A 17,197-nucleotide genomic window follows, 5' to 3' on the forward strand; every position below is an offset into this window, starting at 1 on the left:
ACTAATCCTGTTTCTTACTCTCGAGTTCTTCAACGGTGTGCTGCTGGTTAGTAAACACACATATATCACCGGCGATGGTTAGCGCTTTCTCTGCGATCTCGCGGGCATCTAACGCCGTGTTTTCAAGCATAGCAACGGCGGCGGCTTGGGCATAGTTGCCGCCAGAGCCAATGGCGATCAAGTCGCGCTCTGGTTCAACCACATCGCCGTTACCGGTAATGATCAATGAGGCGGTTTCATCAGCGACCGCCAGTAGGGCCTCTAATCGACGTAGCGCGCGATCAGTACGCCATTCTTTAGCCAGTTCAACGGCCGCTTTGGTTAGGTGCCCTTGGTGTAATTCAAGCTTGCGCTCGAAGCGCTCAAATAAGGTGAAGGCATCAGCAGTGCCGCCAGCAAATCCGGCGAGAACTTGGCCGTTATACAAACGACGGACTTTTCGGGCATTGCCTTTCATCACGGTATTGCCGAGTGACACTTGGCCATCGCCAGCAATAACCACTTTACCTTCGCGACGAACGGAAACGATTGTAGTCACGGGAACCTCTTTCTTTGTGTCTGGTACACCAGGTGGGTGATTAATGTAAGAGGTTGGGCTTTGCCGCTCACTTTTCAAGGGGAGAAGGAAGGATTTCAATCAAGGCTGGGCAAGGAATAGACTTGACCCAGCCGATAAAATGCGGCGCTGTTATTCCCAGTACCAAATAGCACAAGGCTCAACCCCGGCGCGGCGGAGCATATTACGGTCACGCTCTGCTTGACGCTTGCGTGGGTAAGGACCCAATACCACCCGGTACCAGGTGCCTTTYTCTCCTTGGCTTATCTTGATTTGGCTTTCTAGCCCTTGAAAAGCGATGATCGCTTTACGTTCATTTGCCTGCTCTTGACTGCGGTACGCACCGCATTGCATCAGGTAAGGACGCGTGGATTGCGGCAATGCTTTGGCCTTCACTTCCACCTCTTTACTCTCCAGCTCTTCGATGTAACTCCATTTTTCTTCAGGCTTTTTAGGCAGATGTGCCTTCTTGCTCTGCGTGGAAGGCTGAGGCTGTGTGTCTGTTGCCGGTTTAGGCGCGGGCGCGTCGGTATTACTTAATAGGTACAGGCCATAACCAAACGCGCCAACCAAGCAGACGGCAAGCAACGCCCATTTTAATGGGAAACGAGCACGCGCTTTGGGTGGTTGGCGGCGGGTATTTTTTTTACGTGGTGCTTTACCACGTTTTACGTAGTCACGAGTTGCCACAGCAAATATTCAATTTCAAAAAGCCAGTAAAGCGCTCATGTTACTGGCTTCGACTCGTGCTGACCAGTCTTACTACCGAGACGGTGGGGCAACGCTCTCACGGATCACTAATTTGGCATCTAAAAGTCGTGATCCTGCATTCACTTCACGCCCTTGCAAGGTGTTGAGCAGCATTAACATCGCCTGACGACCAATGTCGTAGCGAGGTTGGGAGACAGTGGTCAGGGGAGGATCGCAATATTCGGCGAATTGGATGTCATCAAACCCTACAATCGAAATATCTTGCGGCACGCGCATGCCTAGGCGCTTTGCTTGTTGCATGGCACCGACGGCCATCACATCACAATGACAGAATACCGCGGTGGGAGGCTCAGGGAGGGACAATAGATTGGTCATGGCCCGCGCCCCAGAGGCAAAACTGAAATCTCCCACCACGCTGTAGGCTGGGTTGACTGTAATCCCCGCGCGTTGCAGGGCCTGCTGATAGCCTTGTGAGCGGAATTGCGTCAGTGCGGTTTCCGGCACCCCAGTAATATTGGCAATACGGGTGTGGCCGACTTGGGTGAGGTAATTGACCGCCTCAAAAGCGGCAGTCAGGTTGTCGATATGTACCGTCGGCAATTCAAGATCCGGGGCATACTCACACGCCATCACAAGTGGAGGGAGGTTTTTCTGCTCGGGCTTACTGACATCAAAGGGGACATCGGAGCCCAGTAGGAGCATGCCATCTGCCTGTTTGGTAAAAACCAAGTTGACGAATGAGTTTTCGCGGTGGTGTTGTTGGGCACTATCTCCGAGCAAAACCAGGTAACCGTGCTCCATCGCCGCTTCTTCGATCCCGCGGATGATCTCACTAAAGTAAGGATCGCAGATGTCTGGGACAATCGCGACGATGGTTTTGGACTCGTTGCGGCGTAGGTTACGTGCAAGTGAGTTAGGGGAATAGCCAGCTTCTACGACCGCTTGCTCAACCTTTTTACGGGTTGTGGCCGAGACCTTTTCAGGGTTCATCAGCGCGCGAGAGACGGTTGCTGTGGATACACCGGCAATGTGGGCAACGTCCTTCATTGTCGCCATAATGACAGTCCTCTTGTTATCTGTATTGTGAGATCAGACAGTTATTAGCTCGTCTGACCTGTTCTCTTAGCCAATTGCGGCCTTATTCTACCTAGCCTTGTCCGATTTAAACACGGACAAGCTAACACTTATTGCAATGAAAGTGTGATTGCTGTCGCTTTACTGCAAGGGAATGTTAAGAAAGGTCTTGCGGCTCGACATCTAATGACCACCTCACTTTACGCGACAGAGGGAGCTGTTGGATGGCCGGGAGCGCCACTTGGAGCCATTGCTGCATGATTTTTCGGCTGGGCGCTTGAATGAGGAGTTGCCACCGATAGCGACCCGCGCGTTTCGCCATGGCGGCGGGCATAGGCCCCATAATATGGCATTCATCCTGTTGAATCGGTGAGGTAGCCAGAGTTTGACGCACCTGTTGTAAAAACTGCTGGACACTGTTTTCTTCATGCCCGTCGGCGCGAAAGAGACTAAGAAACGTGTAAGGCGGCAGCCACGCCTGACGCCGTTCATTTAACGCAGACTCGGCAAAGGCTTGATAACCTTTATGCACTAAAGATTGGATCAGGGTGTGCTCCGGATGGTGGGTTTGTAATAACACGGTACCCGGCTTACTGGCGCGGCCCGCTCGCCCGGCGACTTGTACCATCAATTGGGCCAAACGCTCAGGGGCACGAAAGTCATTACTGAATAGAGCCCCGTCAACATCGACTAAGGCGACCAGGGTGACGTTAGGAAAGTGATGGCCTTTGGCGAGCATTTGTGTGCCCAATAGAATTTGATACTCACCCTTTTCAATGTCGGCCAAGTAACCTTCAAGGCTCCCTTTTCGCCGGGTATTATCGCGATCAATGCGAACGGTATTGTATTCGGGAAACAAGGTGCCAAGCTGGGATTCGAGTTGCTCGGTACCGACACCGACGCTAATAAGCTGGGTAGAACCACAGTCGCCACACTGGGGAGGCACACGTTTTTGGTGGCCACAGTGATGACAACGCAACTCTTGGTGTTGTTGATGAAGGGTATAGTAGGCATCACAGCGTTGGCAGTTCGCTAGCCAGCCGCATTCGTGACACATCATCGCGGGCGCATAACCGCGGCGATTTAAAAACAGCATCACCTGGTTACCTTGTTGCAGGTGCTGACGCATTTCAGCAATCAGCGGCGCCGACAAGCCAGCTTCGAGGTGATGGCCTTTGATATCGAGTATCCCTTGCCGGGCGGTGACCGCGTTACCAGGGCGTTGCGTGAGCTTAAGGTACTGGTATTTGCCGGTTTTTGCGTTGTGTAAGCTCTCCAGTGATGGCGTTGCCGAGCCCAAGATCACCGGCACTTGTTCTTCATGCCCCCGCATGACAGCCAGATCGCGGGCGTGATAGCGAAAGCTATCTTGCTGCTTATAGGAAGGGTCGTGTTCCTCATCGATAATGATGATGCCAAGCTTTGCCATGGGGGTAAAAAGCGCTGAGCGTGTGCCAATCACTATCGCGGCTTGATTCTCCCGTGCGGCCAGCCAGGCGTTGAGACGGTCGGTATCGCTGAGCCCTGAATGCATCACGGTCACAGGAACAGCAAAGCGGCGCTCAAAACGGCGAATGGTTTGTGGTGTCAGGCCAATTTCTGGCACCAAGATGAGCGCTTGCTGGCCACGTGCGAGCACCGGCTCAAGCACATTGAGATACACCTCGGTTTTGCCTGAGCCAGTGATCCCCTCTAATAGCGCGCAGGCAAAACCATCGCCAGCATTGAGGGTGGCAACCGCCATCGCTTGCTCGTGGTTTAACGTCGGTTTTTCTTCGGTCACCGCAAAGTTTTTTACCCAAGCATTGGCCTGAGAAGGGGGAGAGTAGGGCGCGATCCAGCCTTTTTCTGCCACCGTTTTTAGCACCGGCGTGCCGATGTCTTGTTCGATTAAGTCGGCTTGAGTGGTTGGACCGTGCGTGAGAAGCTGCAACACTCGGGCTTGTTTGGGGGCGCGGCTCAGACCTGATAGAGGTTGGTTTTGTCCTGACTCGGTGATTTGCCACCATTTTTGTTGCTGCAATGTCGCAGGGCGTCCTTTACGCAGCGAGGTTGGCATCACCGCCCCCATCGCATCTCCTAGCGGATGATGGTAAAAACGACTCGCCCATTGCAGGAGATTGTATACCGCGGGGGTCCAAACCGGCTGCGTGTCGAGTACGGTATCAATCGCTTTGAGTTGGCTGGCTTCCACACTGGCCGTTGGCGACAAGCCGGTAACGATGCCAACTTTATGCTGGCGTCCAAACGGCACCTTGACGCGCCCTCCGATGATCGGATGCTGATCGTCAGCAATACGGTAATCAAAGGTTTTCGGCAAAGGGACAGGCAAAGCCACCTGAGCAAACTGTTCCATCACAACATCTTATTGGCCAGAAGGAATGTCAGTGTAACGGTTAGCCACACGTTGGCAAAGCCTTGTTGCACCGTAAGAGACACGCGGATTGCACAAAAAAGTTGCGAAAAAGAGGGCGCTTGATTAGAATTGCGCGCCTTAGAAAATGTTTGTTAACGACGTGTGGTGCCCGGCTTAGGATCGGGAGAGCGACACGGCCTTTAAGATGAGGTTATCCCTATGAAAGCTGGTATCCATCCAGAGTACAAAGCCGTCACAGCAAAATGCTCTTGCGGTAACGAATTCGCGTTCAGCACAACCCTAGGTAAAGACATTTACCTAGACGTGTGTGACAAGTGTCACCCATTCTACACTGGTAAGCAGCGTATCCTTGATACCGGTGGCCGTGTTGACCGCTTTAAGAAGCGTTTCGGTGCCCTTAGCAGCAAAAAATAAGCCGCTATTGACCGAATACAGAGAAGGGACGCATCAGCGTCCCTTTTTTGATCGTATCGTCCCTGTCATCGGACAACAGGTCCGAGCATCATCGCGAATGCGCTGTTAGTACTGGTGGACGTTTGCTCCCTGCGTTACCATCTTTTTTATTATACAAACCTTCCCTGTGTGGTTTGTAGAGTGTCTGACTAATATCGGTGACGCTTCCCTGTCGATATTAGTTTCCCCTTCACGATAATAATTAGGAACACTAGATGTCGGACGATAAACGCCAGCAAGCGCTGGATTATCATGCATACCCTACTCCCGGAAAAATTTCTGTTGAATTGAGCAAACCTGCTGACTCGGCCGCGGATCTCGCGTTGGCGTATAGTCCTGGCGTTGCTGAGCCTGTGCGTGAGATAGCGCAAGATGCGGATGCGGTTTACCGCTATACGGGTAAAGGCAACATGGTGGCGGTGGTCTCAAACGGCACCGCGATTTTGGGGCTAGGAAATTTAGGCCCCATGGCTTCTAAGCCTGTCATGGAAGGTAAAGCTTTATTGTTCAAGCGTTTTGCTGGCTTGGACTCGATCGACATTGAAGTCAAACACCGTACTATCGATGAATTCGTGGATACCGTGGCGAACATCGCGGATACCTTTGGCGGTATCAATCTCGAAGATATCAAAGCCCCAGACTGTTTTGAGATTGAAAAACAATTGATTGCACGTTGCGAAGTGCCTGTATTTCATGATGATCAACACGGCACTGCCATCGTCACCGCTGCCGGCATGCTTAACGCGCTTGAGCTGCAAGGCAAAGATATCCGCGAGGCGACGGTGGTGTGCATGGGCGCAGGCGCGGCGGCTGTTGCCTGTATGGAGCTATTAATAAAATGTGGCGCTCAGCGGGAAAAAATCTATATGTTGGATCGTAAAGGCGTGATCCATACGCGTCGTGACGACATCAACAAATACAAGCAGCTGTTTGCCAATAACACGGATAAGCGTACCCTCGAAGATGTGATTGAGGGCGCGGATATGTTCGTTGGCGTCTCCGGTCCAGACTTGCTTTCACCCGACGCCTTGAAGCTGATGGCAGATAAACCCGTGGTATTTGCCTGCTCGAACCCAGATCCTGAAATTCATCCGGATGTGGCGCATCAAGTGCGCGATGATCTGATCATGGGAACCGGGCGTTCGGATTACCCGAATCAGGTCAATAACGTGCTCTGCTTCCCGTTTATTTTCCGTGGCGCATTGGATGTACGTGCCAGTGAAATTAACGATGCGATGAAGTTGGCAGCGGTAGAAGCCATTCGCAGCCTAGCCAAAGAGCCTGTCCCACAAACGGTATTAGACGCCGCCGGTTTGTCTTCGCTAAGCTTTGGCCCAGATTACATTATTCCCAAGCCAATGGACGCGCGTTTATTACCTAAGGTCGCCCGCGCGGTAGCGCTGGCCGCCGTGGAAACCGGCGTGGCTCGTATCGAGATGCCAGAAAACTATATGCTCGATAAGGCGTAATGCTTGAGCGTGAGGAAAGCGCGGTGGAATAGAGCCCGAAAAGGCTGTGCTGAGCACCTATCATTACAGAAAACCCGCCAATCGGCGGGTTTTTTTAGTATTCGCTATCGTCGAACTCGATACCAAGCTCTTCCATGATCCGACGTGCTTCAGCGGGAATGCTGTCGGGTTTATCCTTACGGATATCGTCATCGGTTGGTAGTGGTTGGCCGGTGTAGGCATGAAGAAATGCCTCACACAACAACTCACTGTTGGTCGCATGACGGAGGTTTTGCACCTGACGACGAGTACGCTCGTCGGTAAGAATTTTTAGTACTTTTAATGGGATAGAGACGGTGATCTTCTTTACCTGCTCTTTCTTTTTACCATGTTCGGCATACGGATTAATGTAGTCGCCGTTCCACTGCGCCATGTCTCACCTATCTTGATTATGGAATACCCAGAATGATGCTGCGGAGATTTTAGCTATATTAACCGCCACATGCAAAGGAGTATAGACGTCTAGAAGTGTTGACGTCCCAAAAAGCGCAGGGTAAGGTGGCAGTATGAAACCTGGATCACGCCCACCATGCGCAAACCAGACTAGCAAGGATAGATCATGACTGAGAAAAAAACCGACACTATCGCCGTTCGGACCGGGATTGGGACTGACACCCAGCACCATGCGGTGGTGCCTCCCCTGTACTTATCGACCAATTACCGTTTCCCGGCACTGGGTGATGTGCCTACTTACGACTACGCGCGAGGCGGCAACCCAACGCGTGCGCAGCTCGAACAAGCGCTGACTGACTTAGAAGGGGGCGCAGGTGCGGTGGTGACCAACTGCGGGATGTCGGCGATAAACTTGGTGCTATCTCTGTTGGAGGCTGGCGAGCATATTGTCGCCCCACATGATTGTTATGGCGGCACCTATCGCTTGCTCGAATCACGTGCCAAACAAGGGATCTGGCAGGTAAGTTTTGTCGATCAATCGGACCATGATGCGTTGGACCAAGCATTGGCTAAACAGCCCAAGCTCGTGCTGGTGGAAACCCCATCCAATCCACTCTTACGCGTGGTCGATATCGCAGAAATATGCCAAAAAGCCCATCAAGTGGGGGCTTGGGTGGTGGTCGACAACACGTTTTTATCGCCAGCTTTGCAAACGCCTTTTGCGCTGGGCGCGGATATGGTGGTGCATTCGACCACCAAATTTATTAATGGCCACTCTGATATTGTCGGTGGCGCGGTGATCGCCGCGACCAGTGAACTTGCCGAGACATTGGCTTGGTGGGGAAATTGCTTAGGGGCGACGGGCAATGCATTTGACAGTTATATGACACTGCGAGGGTTGCGCACATTGGGTGCACGCGTTAAACAACACCAACACAACACTGAAGCGGTACTCAGCTACCTGCAAACGGTGTCGGCAGTGCGGAAAATCTACTACCCCGGGTTGGCCTCTCACCCTGGCCACCAAATTGCTGCGCGCCAGCAAGCGGGGTTTGGTAGCATGCTGAGCTTAGAATTGGATACAGACCAAGCCGGTGTGGCGCGATTTATTGATGGCCTCACGTTATTTGCCCTCGCCGAGTCTCTCGGGGGGGTAGAAAGCTTGGTGACGCATCCTGGTTCGATGACACACAGAGCCATGAGTGACGCCGCGCAAGCGGAGGCGGGCATCGCACCGACCTTGTTGCGTTTTTCCATTGGATTAGAAGATGCGCAAGATTTGGTTGCCGATTTGGCGAACGCCTTTGCCCGTTTAGAGGGTGACACCCCATAGAGGCTGCGCTTCAGTGCGCGCCGCTTTACCGAGATTGATAGACATTAAGAGAGACCTTGCCATGCATGCGCAACCGACGGAAACGTCCCCCGAGTCACCACGCCAATTGCACAAGTTTGGTGGCAGTAGCCTTGCGAGCCCTGATTGCTATCGTCGCGTGGTCGATGTATTGACCGCGCATGCGAGCCAGCAAGACTTAATCGTGGTGTCCGCGGCAGGAAAAACCACTAACCAGCTGATCATGTGGTTAGCACAGTTAGACAAGGATGGGCGAGTGGCGCATGAGACCTTGCAAGCGGTGCGCGCCTTTCAGCAAGACTTGATTGAGAACTTGATTGATGGTGAACCCAAGCAGCAGCTGGTGGATGCGCTTTATGCCGATATCGCAACCATTGCGTCGTTGGGCGATCAGGGCGTGAACGAGAGCGACAAAGCGTACGTGCAAGGTTTTGGAGAGGTCTGGTCGGCGCGTCTGTTGGCCCAGTTATTGAAACAGCATCGACGTGCCGCGGTGATGTTAGACTCACGCCAATGTTTGCGCGCCGAGCGCGCCGCTCAGCCGGAAGTGGATCGCGGGGCGTCTTGGCCTTTATTGCAAAATCAGCTTTCACAGCATGGCGATACGCATGTGGTGATCACCGGCTTTATGGCACAAAATCAAGCGGGAGAAACAGTGCTGTTAGGGCGCAATGGCTCCGATTACTCGGCCACTGTCTTGGGGGCGCTTGCAGGCGTGAGCCGTGTGACCATTTGGAGTGATGTCGCGGGGGTCTATAGCGCGGACCCACGCCATGTTGATAATGCCTGTTTGCTGCCTTTGATTCGATTGGATGAGGCGGCTGAGCTGGCGCGACTCGCGGCTCCCGTGCTGCATAGCCGAACCTTACAGCCGGTGGCGCAAAGTGCGACCGACCTGACGTTGCGCTGCACCCAAGCGCCGGATAGCGGATCAACACGTATTGAACGCGTGTTAGCCACCGGGCGCGGGGCAAAAATCATTACGGCGTTGGATGAGGTGAGCTTGCTCCAGTTTGATGTCGCGCGAGGACAAGATTTTCAAGCGATAAAACAAGAGCTCAGCCGGATTTTGTCACAGCTAAAAGTACAGCCATTAGCAACGGATTACCAAGACGACCAGTACCGTATTTTGTTAGCGTTTACCACGGAAGTCGTGGCATTGGTAATGGCGCAAATTCAAGACGCCGGCCTCCCAGCTGAACTCAAACTGCGTGAAGGCTTTACCATGGTGGCGGCGGTAGGGGCGGGCGTGGTGAACAACCCTGTACACTGCCATGGCTTCTATCAGCAACTCAAATCACAGCCGGTGGAATTTATCAGTGAGTCGGCCTCTGGGCTGAGCCTGGTTGCTATCCTACGCCACGTCCACACTCAGGCACTGGTTGCCAGTTTGCATGATGCCTTGTTTCAAGCTCAGCGCCGTATCGGCTTGGTGTTGGTGGGCAAAGGCAATATTGGTACCCGTTGGCTAAGCCTTTTTGCCGAGCAAAAAGCACACTTGGAAAAGCGTCATGGTAAGGAAGTCTCACTGATTTCAGTGGTGGACAGTCGCAACCAATGGCTTGATTTTGCCGGTATTGACGCCACGCATGTGTTGGATGGGTTTGACGAGCGTTGCGAGCCTTATTTTGATGATGAGTGGCTCACCCGTCTACTGAATCACCCGTATGACGATGTGATTGTGTTGGATGTCACCGCCAGTGAGTCATTAGCGTACTTGTATCCGCGACTTGCCGAGCATGGCTTTCACTTAATCTCCGCCAACAAAGAGGCGGGCGCCGCACCCGCCGAGCAGTACCACGCGATTCAGCAGGCGTTTAGCAAAACCGGGCGCCATTGGCTCTACAATGCGACCGTGGGCGCCGGGTTACCGATTAACTACGCGGTGCAAGATCTGCGTGAAAGTGGTGACACGATTGTTGCACTGTCTGGGATCTTTTCTGGCACCTTGTCATGGCTGTTTTTGCAATTCAGTGGTGAGGTCCCCTTTAGCGTCCTGCTTGAGCAGGCTTGGCAGCAAGGCCTAACCGAGCCTGACCCACGGGATGATCTTTCTGGGGCTGACGTGGTGCGTAAATTGGTGATTTTGGCACGTGAAGCGGGCATGTCCCTCGAGCCTGAGCAGGTAAAGGTTGAGTCTTTGGTGCCTAAGTCACTGGCTGATCTGTCTTTGGATGCCTTTCTTGATAATGCACACCAAATGGATGAACCGCTACAAGAGCGATTAGACAAAGCGCATAAAAATCGGTCAGTGCTACGTTATGTGGCGCGCTTGGAGGTTAACGGCCACGCCCATGTGAGCCTAGAAACCTTACCCAGCGAGCATCCACTTGCGCATCTATTACCGTGTGACAATGTGTTTGCGATTGAAAGCCAATGGTATCGCGAGAATCCTTTGGTCATTCGTGGGCCAGGGGCGGGACGTGATGTCACCGCAGGCGCCATTCAATCCGATCTAAATCGCTTGATAAGTCGCCTTCACTAACCCGCTAATGGATAACCGTGATCAAGCTGTCTGCGCGCTGCGTAGGCAGCTTTTTTTGTGCCGTTACCCGCGTTGTGAGGTGTGCATTGATGGCTGTGTCGTCTATCTTCATAACACCATGAGTTTTTTTCATGGCTTGCATCGTTGACATTTTAGCCGAATCACGACAATCTTTAGACATATGGACGTCTAAACGTATAAATCAAAAGCAGAGCAGAAACAGGCAGACTGAACAGCGTCGTTCGGTGTCAGGGAGAGGATATGAGCTACACACACGCAGGCCACATTGATGCACTCAATCAGAACATTGCTGACTTAGATGGCGATATTAACGTCTCATTTGAGTTTTTTCCTCCCAGCACCCCAAGTATGGAAGAAACCCTCTGGAACTCAGTACATCGCTTAAAAGCACTCAAACCTAAGTTTATGTCGGTAACCTATGGCGCCAACTCCGGTGAGCGTGATCGCACCCATGACATCGTGAAAAGCATTCATGACCAGACTGGTATCGCGGCAGCACCCCATCTAACCTGCATTGATGCCACTGAAGATGAGCTCCGTCATATTGCCCGTGATTATTGGCAAAATGGCATCCGTGACATTGTGGCGTTGCGTGGCGACTTGCCATCGCCGGAGAAGAAGCCGGATATGTACGCGGTCGATTTAGTCCGTTTGCTCAAAGAAGAGCATGACTTTGATATCTCGGTTGCCGCTTACCCTGAGGTGCATCCAGAAGCGAAAAGCGCGCAGGCGGATTTGATTAACCTCAAGCGCAAAGTGGATGCTGGTGCTAGCCGGGCGATTACGCAGTTTTTCTTCGATGTCGAAAGTTATCTACGTTTTCGTGATCGCTGTGTTGCCGCCGGGATTGACGTGGAAATTGTCCCAGGGATTTTGCCCGTCTCTAACTTTAAGCAGGCGTCGCGCTTTGCCAAGATGACCAATGTGCGTGTGCCGCAGTGGATGCACAAACAGTATCAAGGGCTGGAGGATGATCCTGTCACGCGTCAGATGGTGGGCGCCTCTATTGCGCTTGATATGGTGCGAGTGCTAAGCCGTGAAGGCGTGAAAGATTTTCACTTTTATACCCTCAACCGTGCGGAATTGACGTATGCCCTGTGCCATACCTTAGGGGTTCGCCCGCTTGCGGTCACGCCTTAAAAAAGATACGCCCCGGTTATGTCGGGGCGTATTAGGTTGCGTGTTGTGTTTGTTGTAGTGATTAAGCACTGGCGGCGAGCATAGTGAGCTCGTCGCGCACTTCCTGCGCCCATGCCATCCATGCACGACGTTGATGGATGCTGCGTCGCAGTGCGAGGCGCATTAAACGTTGTTGTGACGTGAGCAGAGTGACTTGGCCATATTCACGCTGTTCCAGTAGCGTATAGTGATTAAGCAGCTGCTGAGACTCGGCAATCAAGTTATTCACATGATCCAGCATGGGAGCTGGGTCGAGTACATCACAACTGAGTAGTCTGGCGACATACTCGTCACGTGGTGGGGCTAACTTGGGTGTTTGAATAAACCACGCCTCAAGCATCTCAGTGCCGACAGGTGTGATGGCGTAGACCTTCCTATCGGGTTTACCGACTTGCGGCTCCAGGCGGTAGGTGACAGCACCTCGATCGGCGAGCTTATTGAGTTCACGATATACCTGTTGATGGCTGGCTTTCCACACATTGCTGATGGTGGTGGAAAACGCCTTGGTAATATCATAACCCGTGGCCTCGCAGTTGCTTAGCACTGTCAGTATTACATGGGGGAGTGACATCTCTTATATCCACAGTTTTGTTTGTACAACGATTGTTTCCTGGCGGCGGCTAGCCTTCTTTGGGCTATTTCACCGTCGCCAAGGCTTGTTCCAAGTCGGCAATGATGTCATCGATATGCTCAATGCCGACACAAAGACGGATCATCTCTGGCGTTACCCCGGCTTTGGCTTGTTCTTGCTCATTCAGTTGGCGGTGGGTCGTCGAGGCGGGGTGACAAGCCAGCGATTTAGCATCACCGATATTCACTAAACGTTTGAACAGATTAAGCGCATCATAAAATTTCACCCCTTCATCAAAGCCACCCTTTAAGCCGAATGACAGCAATGACGCGGGCAGCCCACCGCGTATCAGTGACTGGGCGCGGGTATAATGTGGGTGAGCGGATTGACCCGCATAGTTCACCCACGCGACGGCGGGGTGTTGGGCAAGGTAATCGGCCACGGCTTTGGCGTTTTCGCAGTGGCGCTCCATCCGCAGACTTAAGGTTTCTAAGCCTTGCATCAACATAAAAGCATTCATCGGCGAGAGGGCTGCGCCACTGTTACGCAGCGGTACCGTACGTGCGCGGGCAATAAATGCGGCTGGGCCAAAGGTCTCACTGTAAACCACGCCGTGATAGGCCGGCTCCGGTTGTGAGAATTGCGGGAAGCGGGCTTGATGGGCCACCCAGTCAAAGGTACCGCCATCGACAATCATGCCGCCAAGGGTGGTGCCATGGCCGCCAATGTATTTAGTCAGCGAGTGCACCACGATATCGGCGCCATGCTCAATGGGTTTACACAAAACGGGCGTAGCCACGGTATTGTCGACCACCAAAGGGACACCATGCGCGTGTGCGATTTTGGCAAAACCCGGTATATCCGCGATATTGCCAGCAGGGTTGCCAATCGACTCGCAATAGACCGCTTTGGTGTTGTCATCGATCAGCGCCTCAATCGCACTGGCGTCGTCACTCGCGGCAAAACGCACCTCGATGCCTTGCTCGGGAAGCATGTGGGCAAACAAGGTATAGGTGCCACCATAAAGCTGTGGCGTGGCGACGATGTTATCACCGGCCTTGGCAAGTGTTTGAATCGCATAGGTGATGGCGGCTGCACCGGCACTGACGCAAAGCCCTGCGATCCCCCCCTCTAATGCCGCCACCCGTTGTTCCAACACGTCGTTGGTCGGGTTCATGATCCGTGAGTAGATATTGCCTGGCACATCGAGGTTAAATAGATCAGCGCCGTGTTGGGCATTATCAAACTCGTAAGCGACGGTTTGATAGATAGGTGTCGCCACCGATTTGGTAGTGGGGTCGGTCTGGTAGCCTTGATGAATCGAGAGGGTTTCGTCTTTCATGGCAATTCCTTTGCGTTGTTGGGTCGCGTCAGTGCGACCTTCAATAGTAATAATATTATCAATGCAACAGCAAGCATTCGCTGACGCTTTAGCTAAAAAAAACGAGCAGCGGTTGCCGTGACACGACAAATCGATACGGAAACAAAAAAGCCGTACCCTGAGGTACGGCTTGGTGCTCGGTGATTTAACCGGTATTACGTAGGCCGGCGGCAATCCCCGCGATGGAAATCATCAAGGCATCGTCGAGTGATTGGTCCGGATCCTCTTGCTGACGCGTGCGGTATAACAGTTCGGCTTGTAGCATGTTGAGCGGCTCGACATAAATATTACGTAAGCGAATCGCTTCAGCCCCCCACGGGTTTTGCTCCATCAGGTTATCGCTGTTTTCCACCGCCAGCACCACTTGGATATCTTGGCGTAATTGCTCACGCAAGGATTCACCTAGCGGCCAGAGGCTTTCATCGACCAAGCGCTGATCATAGTACTTGGCAATGTCTAGGTTGGTTTTGGTAAACACCATTTCCAGCATCCCGAGACGGGTGGAGAAAAACGGCCATTCGCGGCACATTTCTTCCAGCTGGGCTTTGTGGCCCTTTGCAATGGCGTGATCGATTGCTTGTCCAGCCCCCAGCCAAGCCGGTAGCAATAAACGGTTTTGACTCCAGGCGAAAATCCAAGGAATCGCGCGCAAGCTTTCCACACCGCCGTTGGGGTTGCGTTTAGAAGGGCGCGACCCCAGTGGTAGTTTGCCTAATTCAAGCTCAGGGGTGGTGGAGCGGAAGTAAGGGACAAACTGCTCATGCCCCCGCACTACATCACGGTAGGCTTGGCAGGAGATGTCACTCAAGGTGTCCATCAGCTGTCGCCATTCCTGCTTAGGCTCCGGCGGTGGCAGCAAGTTCGCTTCCAAAATCGCGCTGGTATACAGGTTTAAGCTGTTAACGGCGACACCAGGAAGCCCCAATTTAAAGCGGATCATCTCGCCTTGTTCGGTCACCCGCAAACCGCCTTTTAAGCTGCGAGGTGGCTGTGAGAGCAAGGCGGCGTGGGCAGGGGCACCGCCCCGGCCAACCGTCCCGCCACGGCCATGGAAAAGGGTGAGATTAACCCCTTGTTCATCACACAAATTGACCAAGGCTTCCATGGCGCGATATTGCGCCCAACCCGCGGACATGACTCCAGCATCTTTGGCGGAGTCCGAGTAACCGATCATCACCATTTGAACGTTCTGGGTGAAGCCACGGTACCAATCAATGGCCAGCAGCTCACCAATCACCGCCTCGGCATTGTTCAGATCGTCCAGGGTTTCGAATAATGGACACACATCCATGCGGAATGGACAGCCGGCTTCTTTTAGCAATAAATGCACAGCCAGTACGTCGGAAGCGGTGCGAGCCATCGAAATGACATAGGCGCCCAAGGCTTCACGCGGCTGTTCGGCGATCACTCGGCAAGTGTCGATCACTTCTTGTACCTCAGGCGAGGGTGACCAATCACGTGGCAACAACGGACGCTTAGACGCCAGCTCGCGAGTCAGGAAGGCTTGCTTGTCTTGCTCGCTCCATTGGGCGTAATCGCCCATCCCCAAATAACGGGTTACTTCTGAGAGCACATCGGCATGGCGGGTACTTTCTTGGCGAATATCGAGCTTGATCAGGTGCACGCCAAAGCATTGCACGCAGCGAAGTAGGTCAAGCAACTTGCCGTCGGCAATAATGCCCATGCCACATTGATGGAGAGACTGGTAACACGCCAGTAATGGTTGCCACAATTGCTGGGTGTCGGTCAGGATCCCTTGTGATGAGGCGCGTTCGCCTTTCAGTTTGGCATCCAAGTAGTTCAAGGTGTGGGTCAGCTGACTGCGCATGGTTTTGAGGATGGCGCGATACGGTTCGTGCGCCTCGCCGGCCATTTCACGCACTGTGTCATCACACTGTGTCATTGACAGTTCGCTGATCAAATCCTGCACATCGCGCAAGTACAAATCCGCCGCTTTCCAGCGTGACAACAGCATCACTTCACGGGTAACCTCGCTGGTGACATAGGGGTTACCGTCACGGTCGCCGCCCATCCAAGAGGAAATTTGTACCGGTTTGGCATCAATGGGTAAGTTGATGTCGAGGTGGCTTTCAAGCTGCTGATCAAATTGGCGTAAAAACGCCGGTACTGCTTGCCACAATGAATTTTCAATTACCGCGAAGCCCCATTTGGCTTCATCAAGCGGGGTAGGGCGCTCTTGGCGAATGACATCGGTGTGCCACGCTTGTGCAATCAACTGCTCAAGACGTTTCTCAGTTTTGGCACGCTCTGCCGCCCCCAAATGTTCACTGAGCTCTAATTTCGATAAACATTTATTTATTTGCACCAAGTTATGAATGGTGGTGCGGCGTGCGATTTCGGTCGGGTGAGCGGTCAGGACTAACTCAATTTTTAAATCGGCGATCGCTTGTTGCGCGTCATTGGCATCAATCTCACCTTGGCTGACACGGCGGAGTAAATCGTCGATAGCGTCCGGGCTGCACTCCAACGCGTCGCATTGACGCGAGACGGTGTGATATTGCTCGGCGATATTAGTCAGATTCAAAAATTGGCTAAAGGCGCGGGCGACCGGAAGCAGTTGGTCAGCCGGCAAGTTTTGCAGCACGGTTTTCAGCTTAGCATGATCGTCCTGATTGCCAGCGGCAGCCGATTTTGAGAGCTGACGAATTTCCTCAACTTTTTCTAAGAGTGCTGGACCATGGGCATCTTGGATGGTGTTACCCAGCAGACGGCCAAGCATACTGACATTGCTTTTTAAGGCAGAGTACTTTTCGTTCATAGCGTATCCATTCTGTAACAAAGTTACATCCTACTGTGACTGTAAAGAACCAATCTAGCGAATATTGCGCGATCGGGTCAACTTAACCGCAAATTAGCGCGAAAACTGGCCACCGGATTTGATGCTTATCATAGAGCTACCCCAAAAGCTGAAAAAAAGTTTCAGCTTTCAGGTTTGCCATCCTCCCGAGGGCTTCTCCGCGCCCGCTATATCGCGACTTTCTCGTGAATCGCGATAGGGTGATTTGCATGATTAGATAGAATTATTGCTCCATTATGAATGAATAGACATAAAAAGTGACTTTTTACGCTTTTTGGGGTTGACGGCTAAACGGGAATACGATAAAAAATAACCATTC

12 protein-coding genes and 1 pseudogene are annotated in these 17,197 nt (G+C 52.7%); 5 read left to right on the forward strand and 8 right to left on the reverse strand.

All coding sequences use genetic code 11. The annotated features are described in order from the left end of the window. Position 1: 1 nt before the first annotated feature. From hslV to priA, 4 genes and pseudogenes are all read right to left on the reverse strand, one after another. Positions 2-538, reverse strand: a complete 537-nt coding sequence (gene hslV, locus BZG20_RS04430; RefSeq protein WP_069361883.1) for an ATP-dependent protease subunit HslV — start codon at positions 536-538, stop codon at positions 2-4. Between the two features lie 150 nt (positions 539-688). Then, entirely contained in the window at positions 689-1,246 is a 558-nt protein-coding gene (locus BZG20_RS04435) for an SPOR domain-containing protein (RefSeq protein WP_077578246.1), read from the reverse strand. 72 nt (positions 1,247-1,318) lie between these two features. Continuing rightward, a pseudogene (cytR, locus tag BZG20_RS04440) lies at positions 1,319-2,329 on the reverse strand (DNA-binding transcriptional regulator CytR); the annotation flags it as partial. A 169-nt stretch (positions 2,330-2,498) separates the two neighbouring features. Continuing rightward, positions 2,499-4,700 carry a primosomal protein N' gene (gene priA / locus BZG20_RS04445; RefSeq protein WP_077578247.1) on the reverse strand — a complete coding sequence of 734 codons (2,202 nt, stop codon included), beginning with the start codon at positions 4,698-4,700 and terminating at the stop codon, positions 2,499-2,501. A gap of 216 nt (positions 4,701-4,916) precedes the next feature. Between priA and rpmE the strand changes: the two genes are divergently transcribed. Both rpmE and BZG20_RS04455 read left to right on the forward strand, forming a co-directional pair. Then, positions 4,917-5,132, forward strand: coding sequence for a 50S ribosomal protein L31 (gene rpmE, locus BZG20_RS04450; protein ID WP_046074736.1), 216 nt, complete (start codon positions 4,917-4,919; stop codon positions 5,130-5,132). A gap of 254 nt (positions 5,133-5,386) precedes the next feature. After that, the gene (locus BZG20_RS04455; protein WP_046074737.1) at positions 5,387-6,640 is read left to right on the forward strand and encodes a malic enzyme-like NAD(P)-binding protein; all 1,254 of its coding nucleotides are present in this window, start codon (positions 5,387-5,389) and stop codon (positions 6,638-6,640) included. 94 nt (positions 6,641-6,734) lie between these two features. Here the strand turns inward: BZG20_RS04455 and metJ are convergent, their stop codons facing one another. Further along, positions 6,735-7,052: a met regulon transcriptional regulator MetJ gene (metJ, locus tag BZG20_RS04460; protein WP_046074738.1), complete on the reverse strand. Its 318-nt coding sequence runs from the start codon at positions 7,050-7,052 to the stop codon at positions 6,735-6,737. Between the two features lie 186 nt (positions 7,053-7,238). Between metJ and metB the strand changes: the two genes are divergently transcribed. The 3 genes from metB to metF all read left to right on the forward strand — a co-directional run bounded on the left by metB (position 7,239) and on the right by metF (position 12,069). Then, the gene (gene metB / locus BZG20_RS04465; RefSeq protein WP_077578248.1) at positions 7,239-8,405 is read left to right on the forward strand and encodes a cystathionine gamma-synthase; all 1,167 of its coding nucleotides are present in this window, start codon (positions 7,239-7,241) and stop codon (positions 8,403-8,405) included. 61 nt (positions 8,406-8,466) lie between these two features. Continuing rightward, a complete protein-coding gene (locus BZG20_RS04470; protein WP_077578249.1) occupies positions 8,467-10,908 on the forward strand; it encodes a bifunctional aspartate kinase/homoserine dehydrogenase II in 2,442 nt (813 codons plus the stop codon). A gap of 261 nt (positions 10,909-11,169) precedes the next feature. Beyond that, entirely contained in the window at positions 11,170-12,069 is a 900-nt protein-coding gene (gene metF / locus BZG20_RS04475) for a methylenetetrahydrofolate reductase (protein ID WP_046074741.1), read from the forward strand. 61 nt (positions 12,070-12,130) lie between these two features. Here metF and BZG20_RS04480 read toward each other — a convergent pair whose 3' ends face one another. The 3 genes from BZG20_RS04480 to ppc all read right to left on the reverse strand — a co-directional run bounded on the left by BZG20_RS04480 (position 12,131) and on the right by ppc (position 16,839). Further along, positions 12,131-12,679, reverse strand: a complete 549-nt coding sequence (locus BZG20_RS04480; protein WP_046074742.1) for a PadR family transcriptional regulator — start codon at positions 12,677-12,679, stop codon at positions 12,131-12,133. A 64-nt stretch (positions 12,680-12,743) separates the two neighbouring features. Then, positions 12,744-14,021, reverse strand: coding sequence for an O-acetylhomoserine aminocarboxypropyltransferase/cysteine synthase (locus BZG20_RS04485; RefSeq protein WP_077578250.1), 1,278 nt, complete (start codon positions 14,019-14,021; stop codon positions 12,744-12,746). A 184-nt stretch (positions 14,022-14,205) separates the two neighbouring features. After that, positions 14,206-16,839, reverse strand: coding sequence for a phosphoenolpyruvate carboxylase (gene ppc / locus BZG20_RS04490; RefSeq protein WP_077578251.1), 2,634 nt, complete (start codon positions 16,837-16,839; stop codon positions 14,206-14,208). Positions 16,840-17,197 lie beyond the last annotated feature (358 nt).

The organism is Salinivibrio sp. IB868, from assembly GCF_001995655.1.
GTDB lineage: Bacteria > Pseudomonadota > Gammaproteobacteria > Enterobacterales > Vibrionaceae > Salinivibrio > Salinivibrio siamensis.

Bases quoted from the DNA above. Each gene is read 5' to 3' on its own strand.
- BZG20_RS04485 (WP_077578250.1), bottom strand. From the start codon at position 14,021: ATGAAAGACGAAACCCTCTCGATTCATCAAGGCTACCAGACCGACCCC.
- metB (WP_077578248.1), top strand. From the start codon at position 7,239: ATGACTGAGAAAAAAACCGACACTATCGCCGTTCGGACCGGGATTGGG.
- BZG20_RS04470 (WP_077578249.1), top strand. From the start codon at position 8,467: ATGCATGCGCAACCGACGGAAACGTCCCCCGAGTCACCACGCCAATTG.
- ppc (WP_077578251.1), bottom strand. From the start codon at position 16,839: ATGAACGAAAAGTACTCTGCCTTAAAAAGCAATGTCAGTATGCTTGGC.
- metJ (WP_046074738.1), bottom strand. From the start codon at position 7,052: ATGGCGCAGTGGAACGGCGACTACATTAATCCGTATGCCGAACATGGT.
- rpmE (WP_046074736.1), top strand. From the start codon at position 4,917: ATGAAAGCTGGTATCCATCCAGAGTACAAAGCCGTCACAGCAAAATGC.
- BZG20_RS04480 (WP_046074742.1), bottom strand. From the start codon at position 12,679: ATGTCACTCCCCCATGTAATACTGACAGTGCTAAGCAACTGCGAGGCC.
- BZG20_RS04455 (WP_046074737.1), top strand. From the start codon at position 5,387: ATGTCGGACGATAAACGCCAGCAAGCGCTGGATTATCATGCATACCCT.
- metF (WP_046074741.1), top strand. From the start codon at position 11,170: ATGAGCTACACACACGCAGGCCACATTGATGCACTCAATCAGAACATT.